This window comes from Streptomyces sp. ATLC9 (genome assembly GCF_057196705.1).
The window spans coordinates 1-12,051 of record NZ_JBXUOY010000168.1 but is presented as its reverse complement, the minus strand read 5'-3'; the positions used below and the strand labels follow the sequence as shown (position 1 = coordinate 12,051).

Genomic DNA, 12,051 nt, shown 5'->3' with positions numbered 1-12,051 from the left:
CCCGGACCCCGGCCGCCCGCGCCGCGCCCCGGCGAGCCCGCCGCCCCCCGCCCCCGTACGCCGTTCTCAGGCGGTCGGCGCGAGCGGTCGGGCGGACTGCGTCCGCTCGTAGGCGTGGCCCACCCGCAGCAGCTGCCGCTCGCCGAAGGGCCGTCCGAGCAGCTGCATGCCGATCGGCATGCCCGCCGTGTCGTGGCCCACCGGGACGGACAGGGCGGGTACTCCGGTGATGTTGGCCGGGGAGGACAGACGCACGTAGGCGTCGGAGACGGCCTCGGTCGAGCCGTCGGACCAGTTGACACTCTCCTGGCCGGCCTTCACCGCGGCCATCGGGACCGCCGGGGCGGCGATCACGTCGACCTTCTCCAGGATGCGGGCCCATTCCTCCCGCATGAGCGTCCGGGAGCGCTGGGCACGCAGATAGTCGCCCGCGCCCATCAGCTCACCGGCCTCCAGGAGGATGCGGACGTCCGCCTGGTACAGCTCGGGGACCGTACGCAGCGTGCCCTCGTGGTAGGCGGTGGCCTCCGGCACCATCAGCCCCCACTGGGTGGCCTGGACGTACCTGGTCATCGGGATGTCGATCTCGACGAGATGGGCGCCGAGCGCCTCCAGCCGTGCGATGCCCCGGCGGACGGTGGTCTCCACCTCCGCGTCGACATGGTCGAAGTAGTAATTGCGCGGCACCCCGACGCGCACTCCCGCCAGGTCCGGCTCCCGTTCCGGCCGGTAGTCGACGGCGGGGGTGTCCAACGAGGCGGGGTCACGCGGGTCGTGCCCGGCGAGGACGGTCAGGACCAGGGCTGCGTCCTCGACGGTGCGGGTGACCGGTCCGACGTGGTCCAGTGACCAGGACAGCGGCGTGACGCCGTGGCGTGGCACCAGCCCGTAGGTCGGTTTGAGGCCGACGACCCCGTTCAGCGCGGCGGGAACCCGGATCGACCCGCCGGTGTCGGTACCGAGGGCGAAGGTCGCCGCCCCGGCCGCCACCGCGACGGCGGACCCGCCGCTGGAGCCTCCCGCGACCCGGCCGCGGTCCCAGGCGTTGCCGGTCTGCGGGGTGATCAGGCCGTAGGCGAACTCGTGGGTGTGGGTCTTGCCGACCAGGACGGAGCCTGCGGCCCGCAGCCGGGCGGCGACCGTGCTGTCGGTGGCGGCGCGGTGGCCGGCCCGGACCCGGGAACTGGCACTGGTGGCCGAACCGGCGACGTCGATCACGTCCTTGAGTCCGGCCGGGACGCCGTGGAGCAGCCCCCGGAACACGCCGCGGGCCGCTTCCCGCTCGGCCTCCCGCGCCGCACCGCGGGCCTGTTCCGCGGTGACCGCGACGTACGCCTCGACGTGCGGGTCCACCTGGTCGATGCGGTCGAGGACCGAGTCCACCAGCTCGACGGGGGACAGCCTGCGGGCCCGGATCTGCCGCGCGGCGTCGGCCAGGGTCAGCTCATACGGCTGCATCGTGCTTCTCCTCTCCGGCGCGGTAGGCGCCGGCGGGCGGGGTGTCCCCGCAGTCCAGCTCGCGCAGGACCGCGACGACGGAGTGGATGTGGTTGGCGGTGGCGGCGACCGCGGCGTGGCGGTCATCGGGCAGAGGAAGTCCGGCACGGGCGGCCCAGCGAGCGGCCTCGGGCGGTGTGAGTTCAGCGGAGGGCATGCGGTTTCTCCTGGTCAGGGGGCACGGCAACGAGGCCCCCGCGCTAAAAGCTAACAGTTTGCTTTAGTCCGACGGTACGTCTATGGTCGGACTAAAGCAAATACGTTGCGTTTACGGGGAGTCCCATGCCCGACGTCATGTCCGACGCGCCCGCGCACGTCGCTCACCAGAGCACCCGCACCCGTGCGAAAAGGCGCACGCGCAAGGCTTCTTTCGCCCTCAACGTGTCGGTACTCGCGGCCCTGCTGGCCGCGTCCAGCGCCCCGACCCCGCTCTACCCTCTCTACCAGGACCAGTGGGGCCTCTCCGCGCTCGCCGTCACCGTGGTCTTCAGCGCGTACGCCCTGGCCCTGTTGCTTGCCCTGCTCACCACCGGAGCGCTCTCCGACCACCTGGGGCGACGCCCCGTCCTGGCAGGCGCCCTGCTCATCGCGGCTGCTTCCATGGTCCTTCTGGCCTCAGCGGACGACGCGAGCTCCCTGACCATCGCCCGGGTCCTGCAAGGAGTGGCCACGGGCGCGGCCATCAGCGCCGCGGGCGCGGCGCTCCTCGACCTGGAAAACCCCCGGCGCCCGGGCCGGTCCGCCCTGGCCAACAGCGTCACCCCGGTCGCCGGCATGGCCGCCGGCGTGCTCGTCTCCACCCTGCTCGTCCGTTTCGCCCCCGCCCCCACGGTCACCGTCTACGTACTGCTGGCGGCGTTGTTCCTCGCCCAGGCGATCGCGGCCGCCTTCACCACGGAGACGGCCCACCGCCACGCGGGAGCGCTGCCGTCGCCGCGCCCGCGGGGCGACATCCCGCCCCCGGCCCGCCGCACCCTGCTGGCCGCGGGTGTCGCTGTCGGCGCCGTCTGGGCGCTGGGCGGCTTCTACTCCTCCCTCGGCCCGGCACTCGTGCACCTGGTGGCCCCCGACGCCCCGCAAGCAGCCCGCGGCATGGTCTTCTTCACCCTCAGCGCCACCGCCGCGCTCACGGTATGGGCGCTGCGGCGAAGGACGCCCCGCGCCACGGCGATCGGCGGCTGCATATCCGTCCTGCCCGCCGCGGCCCTGACCCTGAGCGGTCTGCACGGCACCGGGCTGCCCGCCGTCCACGGCGGCGCGGCACTGGCCGGCATCGCCTTCGGCGCCGTTTCCCAGGGAGTGCTGCGCATGCTCCTCGCCCCGCTCGACGAGCGGGACCGCGCCGCGACACTGGCCGCCTACCACATCCTCAGTTACCTCTCCATGAGCCTGCCCGCCGTCGCCGCGGGCGCCGCTGCCCAGCACTACGGACTGGGGGCCACCTCACACGCCTACGCCATCACCGCAGCCCTCCTCGCCCTGGTGGCGCTCACCGCGTCACGACGCGGGGCGGCCCGCCCCGAAGCCGACCGCTCCCACTGAAGACAACGAAGGAACCGACACGATGCACACCTCCCCCGCCGCCACCCCCGTTCCCTCCTGGACCGTGGGCGGCGTCACCGTCCACCGCGTCGACGAGGTCGCCCTGCCGCCCGCGACCGGGCCCTGGCTGCTGCCCGACGCCACCCCTGAGGTGGTGACCGCCCAGAACTGGCTGCACCCCCACTTCGCCGGCCGGGACGGGATCCTGCACATCGACAGTCACAGCTTCGCGTTCGTCGTGAACGGGCTGCGCGTTCTGGTCGACACCGGCATCGGCAACGGCAAGGAACGGGCCAACCCGGCCTGGCACAAACTGCGGACCGACTTCCTGGAGCGTCTCACCGCCGCCGGTTTCCCCCCGGACTCCGTCGACCTGGTGATCCTCACGCACCTGCACGCCGATCACGTCGGCTGGAACACACGGCAGGTGAACGGTGAATGGGTCCCCACCTTCCCCGGCGCCCGCTACCTCACCTCCCGCACCGAGCGGGAGTTCTGGGCCACGTACGACATGGAGGAGGCACGCGAACAGATGTTCCGCGACTCCGTGATCCCGGTCGAACAGGCGGGTCTGCTGAGCACGGTCGACGTCCCGCACGAGGGAGCCGAGATCGCCCCCGGCCTGCGCTTGGTCCCGACACCCGGCCACACCCCCGGCCACGTCGCGGTGGAACTGACCGACCGGGGGGAAACGGCGCTGATCTCCGGCGACTGCGTCCACCACCCCGTCCAGCTCGCCCACCCCTCCATCGGCGCCTGCGTCGACATCGACCCGCGGCAATCCGAGGCCACCCGCCGCAAGCTGCTCGGCTCCCTCGTCGGCACGGACACCCTCCTCCTCGGCACCCACTTCGCACCGCCCACCGCCGGCCGCGTAGTCGCCCATGGGGACGCCTTCCGGTTGGATACGGGACTGTAAAACGTTCGGCTCTGTCTCACGTTCGGTGGTGACAGCCAGTCACGGGATGGTGGACAGGTCATCGCTCAGAAATCGCAGGTAAGCGCATCGCGACAGTCGTTCTCCGGCCGCGGCCGACAGGTGGGCTCCTCTCCGTGAGAGGCCGGCGCGACAACTTCGGCGTCTTCGATGTGCTGCTGTCTGCTGCGGAGTATCGAGGTCAGAGCACCGGATGCACTTCCTGTGAGGCGGTGGCGCCCAGTTCTCGCACTCTGTTACCACCGAATGTGAGACAGAGCCAAACGTTCGGTGTAACTCCTGATCAAGGAAGATGCACCGATGACCAGTGAGAACGTGACCGAGGCCGAGACCGTCGAGTCGGGTGAGCCGCCGGCCAAGGCCGTGGACGACCGGCTGATCGACGAGCTGGTGGGGCGGGCCCAGGCCGAGGGCCTGCAGCTGACCGGCGAGGGCGGGCTGCTGCAGCAGCTGACCAAGCGACTGCTGCGGGAGGTGTGCGCCGGTGCCTGAGCAGCAGCCGGGACCCTGCCCCTCGTGCGACGGCGATGGCGGGCCGCACCGAGGAACCAAACCGGTGAAAGGTGCCCTCATCGCGGACGTGGTGCTGCTCGACTGCACCGTCAACGGGGATGTCGCCGATCCGGCCACTCCGCTATCCCACGCGGCGCTCCCGCATTCGTACGTCGAGGGCCGCCGGCCGAGCGAGGAGGAGCCACCGGGCGAGGCGCCGGGGCCGGCTCCCGAACCGGAACCGGGCGCACGGGCGCGGTGAGCGGCGGCGGACCGCCGGCCCGGCGGGCGGCCGGCGGAGGCGGATGGGAATCGAACCCACCTGTCCGAGATCCTCGGACACCTCGGTTTTGAAGACCGGGAGGGCCACCAGGCACCCTTACGCCTCCATGCCGCCGGGGCACTCGTTCCCGGCCGTGGATCATCCAAACGCCGCCACCCGGAGGGAGGCAATCCCCTCCGGCGGCGTTTCGGCCGGCGGCGGCGGGGCAGTCAGTGCCGCGACGCCCGGCACGGGCCGGTGAGAGGGGATCGCGATGTACACCCGGAACGAGACGGACGGCCACCGGGACGGCGGTGCGGCCGAGGAGCCCGTACGGCTGACGCGGTACGCGCACGGCGGCGGCTGCGCCTGCAAGATCCCGCCCGGCGAACTGGAGGAGGCCGTCGCCGGACTGACCGGGGTCCCGCCCGCCGCCGAGCCCGCCGGCGAGCTGCTGGTCGGGCTGGACACCGGAGACGACGCGGCCGCCGTACGCCTGCCCGGGCCGGAAGGCGGTCCCGCCGTCGTCGCCACCGCCGACTTCTTCACCCCCGTGGTGGACGACCCCTACCACTGGGGGCGCATCGCCGCCGCCAACGCGCTGTCGGACGTGTACGCCATGGGCGGCCGCCCCCTGGTGGCGGTGAACCTGCTGGGCTGGCCGCGCGGGAAGCTGCCGTTCGAGCTGGCGCGGGAGGTGCTCAGAGGCGGGCTGGAGGTCGCCGGGCAGGCGGGCTGCCACGTCGGCGGCGGCCACAGCGTCGACGACGTCGAGCCCAAGTACGGCATGGCCGTCACCGGGATCGCCGACCCGGACGCGCTGCTGCGCAACGACGCCGGACGGCCGGGGGTGCCGCTGTCGCTGACCAAGCCGCTGGGCCTGGGCGTGCTCAACAACCGGCACAAGGCCACCGGCGAGTTCTTCGGGCACGCTGTGGAGACCATGGCGGCCCTCAACCGGGAGGCGGCGCAGGCGGCCCTGGCGGCTGGCGTGCGGTGTGCCACGGACGTCACCGGCTTCGGACTGCTGGGCCACCTGTACAAGATGGCGCGCGCCTCGGGGGTGAGCGCCGTGGTGGACTCGTCGGCCGTCCCCTATCTGGACGGCGCGCGGGAGGCGGTGCGCGACGGTTACGTCAGCGGTGGCACCCGCCGCAACCTCGACTGGGTCGCCCCGCACACCGACTTCGGCTCCGCGGACGAGCACACCCGGCTGCTGCTGGCCGACGCCCAGACCTCCGGCGGTCTGCTGGTGGCGGGGGAGATCCCCGGCGCGCCCGTGATCGGAGAGCTGGTGCCGGCGGGGGAGCACGCCCTGGTGATCCGCTGACGGGGACCCGCCGGCGGCGCGGGCGGCACATGCTCCCCGTGCCGTCCGCGCCCCCGGCGGGCCGTCACATGTCCCGGCCCGTCGCCTCGGTGATCCCCGACCGCACCTGGTATTCGCGCACCAGGTCCAGCAGCTTCGGCCCGCGCGGCCGCCGCCCCGGCCGGATGTCGCACGCCAGCGCCTTGGTCTCCTGGATGTGCACGTTCGGATCCAGCGCCACGTGGAACAGTTCGTTCGCCGAGTCCCCGCGCGAGTAGCCGTTGGAGCCCCAGTGGTAGGGGAGCCCGACCTGGTGCAGGGTACGGCCACGCACGGTGAGAGGCGACATCCGGTCGGTCACCATGACCCGGGCCTCGATCGCGGAGCGGGCACTGACCACCGTGGCCCAGCCCATGTGCTCCAGCCCCCGCTCGGCCGCCAGTTCCGGCGAGACCTCGCAGAAGAACTCCGGCTGGAGCTCGGCCAGGTACGGCTGCCACCGCGACATGCCGCCCGCGGTGTGGTGCTCGGTGAGGCGGTAGGTGGTCGCCACGTACGGGAACACCTCCGAGCCCGGTTCCGCGCCGACGGGCTGGTACCGGTTGACCGGATGCGGCTTCCCCAGCACCCGGACGGGGTTGCGCTGCTGGCGGTAGAGCGGGTTGGCGAACGGCGTCTCCTGCGGTTCGTAGTGCGCCGGCAGCGGCCCGTCCAGCAGGCCGGTGGGCACGTACAGCCAGGCCTTGCCGTCGGCCTGCATGATGAAGGCGTCGGTGCCCGACAGGGCGTCGGGCCCCTCGGCGTCCTCGGCCGGTACGTGGTCCGGGCGCCGCTCCTCGGGGAAGTCCGGGACGTCGTGCCCGGTCCACCGCCCCTTCTCCTCGTCCCACCACACCAGCGCCTTGCGCTCGCTCCACGGCCTGCCCCCGGGATCCGCCGACGCCCGGTTGTACAGGATCCGGCGGTTGGCGGGCCAGGCCCAGCCCCACTCGGGGGCCACCCAGTTCTGCCGCTCTCCCGGTTTGCGGCGCGCCGCCTGGTTGACGCCGTCGGCGTAGACGCCGCAGTAGATCCAGCAGCCGCACGCCGTGGAGCCGTCGCCCCTGAGCTGGGTGTAGGAGGACAGCGGCCTGCCCTGGGAGTCGGAACCGTTGATCTCGGCGAGGACAGCCTCGGCGTCCGGCTCGGCACTGTCGCCGTGGACCGGGTAGTCCCAGGTCAGGTCCAGGACAGGACGGTCCCTGTCGTCGGTGGAACCGGCCAGCTTCTCCCGGATGATCCGCCCGAGGTGGTACATGAACCACAGGTCGCTGCGCGCGTCACCGGACGGTTCCACCGCCTTGTGGCGCCACTGGAGCATGCGCTGGGTGTTGGTGAAGCTGCCGTCCTTCTCGGTGTGCGTGGCCGCGGGCAGGAAGAACACCTCGGTGCGGATGTCCTCGGTGCGCAGCTCACCCGACTCGATCTCGGGGCCGTCCTTCCACCAGGTGGCGCTCTCGATCAGGGAGAGGTCGCGCACCACCAGCCAGTCCAGGTTCGCCATGCCCAGGCGCTGCATCCGGCCGTTGGCGGAGCCGACGGAGGGGTTCTCGCCCATCAGGAAGTAGCCCTTGCAGACCCCGTCCAGCTGGTTCCGCACGGTGGTGTAGGTGTCGTGCGAGCCGGTCAGGCGCGGCAGGTAGTCGAAGCAGAAGTCGTTCTCCTCCGTCGCGGCTGGCCCCCAGTACGCCTTGAGCAGGCTCACCAGGTAGTCGCGCATGTTGCCCCAGTAGCCCCGCTTGCCCGCCCCGGCGCCGACGAACGTGTCCAGGTCCGTGCCGGTGTGGGCGTGCGGCATGGGGATGTAGCCGGGCAACAGGTTGAACAGCGTCGGGATGTCGGTCGACCCCTGGATCGAGGCGTGCCCGCGCAGGGCGAGGATTCCGCCGCCCGGGCGCCCGATGTTGCCCAGCAGGGTCTGGAGGATCGCCGCGGTCCGGATGTACTGCACCCCGACCGTGTGGTGGGTCCAGCCGACGGCGTAGGCGATCGCCGTGGTGCGGTCCCGGCCGGAGTTCCCCGTGATCAGCTCGCAGACCTGGAGGAACGTGTCGCGCGGTACGCCGCAGACCTCCTCGACCAGCTCCGGCGTGTACCGGGCGAAGTGCCGTTTGAGCACCTGGAAGACGCAGCGCGGATCGCTGAGTGTCTCGTCCCGCCGGGGCTTGCCCTCGCCCAGGCCGGCGCCGCCGGAGCCGTGGGACTCGCCGCGGGCCTCCTCGGAGAGTTCGTCGACGCTCTCGTCGGAGGGCGCCTCGTTCTTTCCGCCGGTGTCCGGATAGTTCTGCTCCCGGTGCCCCGAGGCGGCCTGTGCCCGCATCCCCTCGTACTGCCAGGTGCTCGCGTCGTACGTGCGGTGCTCCGCGTCCAGTCCGGAGAAGACGCCGTCGAGGTCCTCGGTGTCGCGGAAGTCCTCGCGCAGGATCACCGGTGCGTTGGTGTACGCCAGCAGATAGTCGCGGAAGTACTTCTCCTCACTCAGGACGTGGTTGACGATCGCGCCGAGGAACGCGATGTCACTGCCCGCGCGCAGCGGCACGTGGACGTCGGCCAGCGCGCTGGTGCGGGTGAACCGCGGGTCGACGTGGATCACCTTCGCGCCCCGGGCCTTGGCCTCCATCACCCACTGGAACCCGACCGGGTGGCACTCGGCCATGTTCGAGCCCTGGATGACGATGCAGTCCGAGTTCTGCAGGTCCTGCTGGAAGGTGGTCGCGCCGCCGCGGCCGAACGAGGTCCCCAGACCGGGGACCGTGGAGGAGTGTCAAATACGCGCCTGGTTCTCGATCTGTACGGCGCCCAGCGCCGTGAACAACTTCTTGATCAGGTAGTTCTCCTCGTTGTCGAGCGTGGCGCCGCCCAGGCTCGCGAAGCCCACGGTGCGCCGCACCCGCTTCCCGCCGTGCTCCTCCTCCCAGCCCGACCGGCGCGACTCGATCACCCGGTCGGCGATCATGTCCATCGCCGTGTCCAGGTCCAGCGGCTCCCACTCGGTGCCGTGCGGCCGCCGGTAGAGCACCTGCCGGACACGGGCCGAGCCGGTGGTCAGCTGGAGGCTGGCCGCGCCCTTGGGACACAGCCGCCCCCGCGAGACCGGGGAGTCGGGGTCGCCCTCGATCTGGGTGACCTTCCCGTCCTCGACGTAGACGTTCTGGCCGCAGCCGACCGCGCAGTAGGGGCAGACGGACTTCACCACCCTGTCGGCGGTCTCCACCCGCGGCGTCAGGTTCGCGGTGCGCTCGCTGCTCGCCGCCGCGCCGCGGCCCAGCGGATCGTCACCGGTGAGCTGCCGGTACACCGGCCAGGAGTTGATCCAGGTTCGGATGCCCACGTCTGCCGTCCTCGCTGAACTCGTGCCACTGGTCCGCGGTGCGACCGCCCGTGCCGCCCCCGCCGGGGGACGGCACGGACCACCCTGTCACCGGTTTTCCGGAGTACCCGGGGCCTCGGCCGTCAAACCGGTCTTCACACCGTCGGCCCGCCGTCCTGTCCGTCCACGCCCTCCACCCCGTCCGCTCCGCCGCCGGGATGCTCGCGGCGGCGTTCCCGGGCGCGGGCCCGCAGCCGTTCGCGCTGGGGCAGGACCGTGTACTTGGGGTCCTCCGCGGACGCCACGCCCGCGGCGAAGACGCCGAAGCGAAGGGCCGCCGAACCGGCCAGCAGAGCCGCGCCCGAGAGCGCCGCGGCGGTCCGGCTGCGCGGTCCGGCCAGCAGTGCGGCGGCCGCGCCGGCCGCGGTGAGGACCTTGGAGGCGCGCATCAGGGCTCCGGGCCTGCCGCGCTCCAGCGGCTCGGCGGCCAGCCCCATACGGCGGGTCATCACCGCTGTGGCCCCCAGTTCGAGCGCGGCCCCGAAGAGGCCGGTCCGGCGGGCCGGGCCGGCCTGCTCCACGGGAGCGGTGAGCATGCCCAGTCCGGCGGCCGCCGCGGCTCCCGAACCGGTGAAGACGAACGGCAGTTCGCGGTAGCCCTCGTGCCAGGACGGCACGGCCGTGTCGGCGATCAGCACGGCCGTGTAGGAGGCCACGGCCGGGCCCAGTACCGCGGCGCCGGCGGTGGCCGCCGCACCGGAGCGCCGGAACAGGCCGGTCGCGTCGGTGACGGCGGACACCCCGGCGAGCGGGCCGTAGGCGGCCAGGATCCAGGAGCCCACGCTCATGGGGGAGGTGGGCTTGGCGACCCGCAGCATGTTGTAGAAGCGCCCGGGCCGGCCCAGATCGTGGATCAGCGCCACGGTGGAGGCGGAGATGGCCCCCAGCGCCCCGATCTTCGCCGACCGGGCCAGGGTTCGGCGCCCGGTGGCGTGCGCCCCGGCGGCCAGCAGGGAGGAGCCGCCGGCCAGGCCGCCCAGGAAGAGGTAACCCCCGATGTCGAGGGCCTTCCAGGTGGGCCGGTTGAGGATCGGCATGCCGTAGTACGAGGTGAACCCGGCCTCGGGGACGACCGGCTGCTCTCCGCGCCGGCGCCTGCGGCGGTGTCTGCCGCCACCCTGGCCGGTGGCGGCCGTACGGCCGGGGTGCTCGCCGTCCGTCTCCGCTCCGCCGGGGCCGCCGGGGGTGACCGGGCCCGGCACGTTCGGTTCGGGGGTGCTCACCGGCGCCTCCCCGCGAAGCAGGCGGCCACCCCGGCGGCCATCGCCGCCGCCGCGACCGCCGCGTGCCGCCACATCGACGGCAGGTCACGGGTGGTCACCACCGGGTCGGGCGGCATGCCGTAGGCCTCCGGCTCGTCCAGCAGCAGGAAGAACGCGCCGTCACCGCCGACGCCGTCGCCCGGGTCCTCGCCGTACAGCCGGGCGTCGGGCACGCCCGCGGCGTGCAGCTGCGCGACCCGGGCGGCGGCCCGCTCCCGCAGCTCGTCCAGCGGGCCGAACTGGATGGAGTCGGTGGGGCACGCCTTGGCGCAGGCCGGCTCCATCCCCGCGCCCAGCCGGTCGTAGCACAGGGTGCACTTCCAGGCGCGGCCGTCGCCCTCGCGCTGGTCGATCACCCCGTAGGGGCAGGCCGGGACGCAGTAGCCGCAGCCGTTGCAGATGTCCTCCTGGACGACGACGGTCCCGAACTCCGTGCGGAACAGCGAACCCGTGGGGCACACGTCCAGGCAGGCCGCGTGGGTGCAGTGCTTGCACACGTCCGAGGCCATCAGCCAGCGCAGCTCGGTGCGCCCGTCGGGCGCGATCGGGGAGATCTCCCCGGCGGGGGCGCCCGGCCCGGCCCCCGCCGGGGCGCCCGGCTCAGGGGTTGTGGCGCCCAGGCGCTCCGCGGCGGCGAAGGCGTCGAAGTCGCCCATACCGTCTGTGCCGTCGGCACCGCCCAGGGCTCCGTGCACCACGCCCGGTTCCTGGTTGCCCAGGGGTTTGCGCTGCTCGATGAAGGCCACGTGCCGCCAGGTGGAGGCGCTCAGCCCCTGGGAGTTGTCGTAGGACATGCCGGTCAGCTCCAGGCCGTCCTCGGGCACTGCGTTCCACTCCTTGCACGCCACCTCGCATGCCTTGCAGCCGATGCAGATCGAGGTGTCGGTGAAGAAGCCCACACGCTGCGGGTGGTCGCGGTGGCCCGCGGCCCCCGCCACGTCCGGCTGTGCGCCGTGGAGCAGGCCCCCAGAGGTGGGCGGCCCGGTCTCCCCGGCCTGTGCGGCGGTATCGGTCATATGGAGCCCCTGTCTCCCCTTCCGGTGAGCCTGTCGGCGGCCTCGCTGTCCACGGGTCCCCGGGAGGGGGCCGGGTGAAACGGGGCCGTCCGTTCCTCCGTCCGCGGAAGGAGGCCCCGGGCCGCGCACCCGCTCCCGGGGGGATGCGCGAATGGCCCCCGGCGCGGATGCCCCGGCGCGGGCGGAGTGATGGGGTGGGGAGCGTGCACAGTCATACGTTCCGCCCGGTCGCGGCCGGGCGGAGAGCGAAGGTCTGCGCCGCGTTCGGCCCGGGGCCGGCGGCGGCGCTGTCGAGCGCGCGCCGGCGCGCCGGGCGGGACGGGGA

Annotated in this window: 9 protein-coding genes, 1 tRNA gene and 1 pseudogene; 5 read left to right on the top strand and 6 right to left on the bottom strand. The window is 73.0% G+C overall.

The window, feature by feature from the left end; genetic code table 11:
• Window positions 1–66: 66 nt before the first annotated feature.
• Together AC2CJA_RS17590 and AC2CJA_RS17585 are read right to left on the bottom strand one after the other, a co-directional pair.
• Window positions 67–1,458, bottom strand: coding sequence for an amidase (locus tag AC2CJA_RS17590; protein WP_484603645.1), 1,392 nt, complete (start codon window positions 1,456–1,458; stop codon window positions 67–69).
• The gene (locus AC2CJA_RS17585; RefSeq protein WP_484603644.1) at window positions 1,445–1,654 is read right to left on the bottom strand and encodes a hypothetical protein; all 210 of its coding nucleotides are present in this window, start codon (window positions 1,652–1,654) and stop codon (window positions 1,445–1,447) included. The genes AC2CJA_RS17590 and AC2CJA_RS17585 overlap by 14 nt, the downstream gene beginning before the upstream one ends.
• A gap of 125 nt (window positions 1,655–1,779) precedes the next feature.
• Here AC2CJA_RS17585 and AC2CJA_RS17580 point away from each other — a divergent pair, with 125 nt between their 5' ends.
• The 4 genes and pseudogenes from AC2CJA_RS17580 (at window position 1,780) to AC2CJA_RS17565 (ending at window position 4,730) form a co-directional block, all read left to right on the top strand.
• Window positions 1,780–3,039 (top strand): MFS transporter, encoded by a 1,260-nt coding sequence (locus tag AC2CJA_RS17580; RefSeq protein ID WP_484603643.1) that lies wholly within the window; start codon window positions 1,780–1,782, stop codon window positions 3,037–3,039.
• A 22-nt stretch (window positions 3,040–3,061) separates the two neighbouring features.
• Window positions 3,062–3,958 (top strand): MBL fold metallo-hydrolase, encoded by an 897-nt coding sequence (locus AC2CJA_RS17575; RefSeq protein ID WP_484603642.1) that lies wholly within the window; start codon window positions 3,062–3,064, stop codon window positions 3,956–3,958.
• Between the two features lie 318 nt (window positions 3,959–4,276).
• Window positions 4,277–4,462 (top strand): annotated as a pseudogene (locus AC2CJA_RS17570) (transposase); the annotation flags it as partial.
• 70 nt (window positions 4,463–4,532) lie between these two features.
• Window positions 4,533–4,730 (top strand): hypothetical protein, encoded by a 198-nt coding sequence (locus AC2CJA_RS17565; RefSeq protein ID WP_484603641.1) that lies wholly within the window; start codon window positions 4,533–4,535, stop codon window positions 4,728–4,730.
• A gap of 34 nt (window positions 4,731–4,764) precedes the next feature.
• Here AC2CJA_RS17565 and AC2CJA_RS17560 read toward each other — a convergent pair.
• Window positions 4,765–4,857: transfer RNA gene (locus AC2CJA_RS17560), tRNA-Sec, on the bottom strand.
• 147 nt (window positions 4,858–5,004) lie between these two features.
• Between AC2CJA_RS17560 and selD the strand changes: the two genes are divergently transcribed.
• A complete protein-coding gene (selD, locus tag AC2CJA_RS17555) occupies window positions 5,005–6,060 on the top strand; it encodes a selenide, water dikinase SelD (protein WP_484603640.1) in 1,056 nt (351 codons plus the stop codon).
• Window positions 6,061–6,124: 64 nt separating this feature from the next.
• Here the strand turns inward: selD and fdh are convergent, their stop codons facing one another.
• From fdh to AC2CJA_RS17540, 3 genes are all read right to left on the bottom strand, one after another.
• Window positions 6,125–9,409 (bottom strand): formate dehydrogenase, encoded by a 3,285-nt coding sequence (gene fdh / locus AC2CJA_RS17550; protein WP_484603639.1) that lies wholly within the window; start codon window positions 9,407–9,409, stop codon window positions 6,125–6,127.
• A 134-nt stretch (window positions 9,410–9,543) separates the two neighbouring features.
• Window positions 9,544–10,671: an NrfD/PsrC family molybdoenzyme membrane anchor subunit gene (gene nrfD, locus AC2CJA_RS17545; RefSeq protein WP_484603638.1), complete on the bottom strand. Its 1,128-nt coding sequence runs from the start codon at window positions 10,669–10,671 to the stop codon at window positions 9,544–9,546.
• The gene (locus AC2CJA_RS17540) at window positions 10,668–11,726 is read right to left on the bottom strand and encodes a 4Fe-4S dicluster domain-containing protein (protein WP_484603637.1); all 1,059 of its coding nucleotides are present in this window, start codon (window positions 11,724–11,726) and stop codon (window positions 10,668–10,670) included. The genes nrfD and AC2CJA_RS17540 overlap by 4 nt, the downstream gene beginning before the upstream one ends.
• Between the last annotated feature and the right edge of the window lie 325 nt (window positions 11,727–12,051).

Bases quoted from the DNA above. Each gene is read 5' to 3' on its own strand.
- AC2CJA_RS17590 (WP_484603645.1), bottom strand. From the start codon at position 1,458: ATGCAGCCGTATGAGCTGACCCTGGCCGACGCCGCGCGGCAGATCCGG.
- AC2CJA_RS17585 (WP_484603644.1), bottom strand. From the start codon at position 1,654: ATGCCCTCCGCTGAACTCACACCGCCCGAGGCCGCTCGCTGGGCCGCC.
- AC2CJA_RS17580 (WP_484603643.1), top strand. From the start codon at position 1,780: ATGCCCGACGTCATGTCCGACGCGCCCGCGCACGTCGCTCACCAGAGC.
- AC2CJA_RS17575 (WP_484603642.1), top strand. From the start codon at position 3,062: ATGCACACCTCCCCCGCCGCCACCCCCGTTCCCTCCTGGACCGTGGGC.
- selD (WP_484603640.1), top strand. From the start codon at position 5,005: ATGTACACCCGGAACGAGACGGACGGCCACCGGGACGGCGGTGCGGCC.
- AC2CJA_RS17540 (WP_484603637.1), bottom strand. From the start codon at position 11,726: ATGACCGATACCGCCGCACAGGCCGGGGAGACCGGGCCGCCCACCTCT.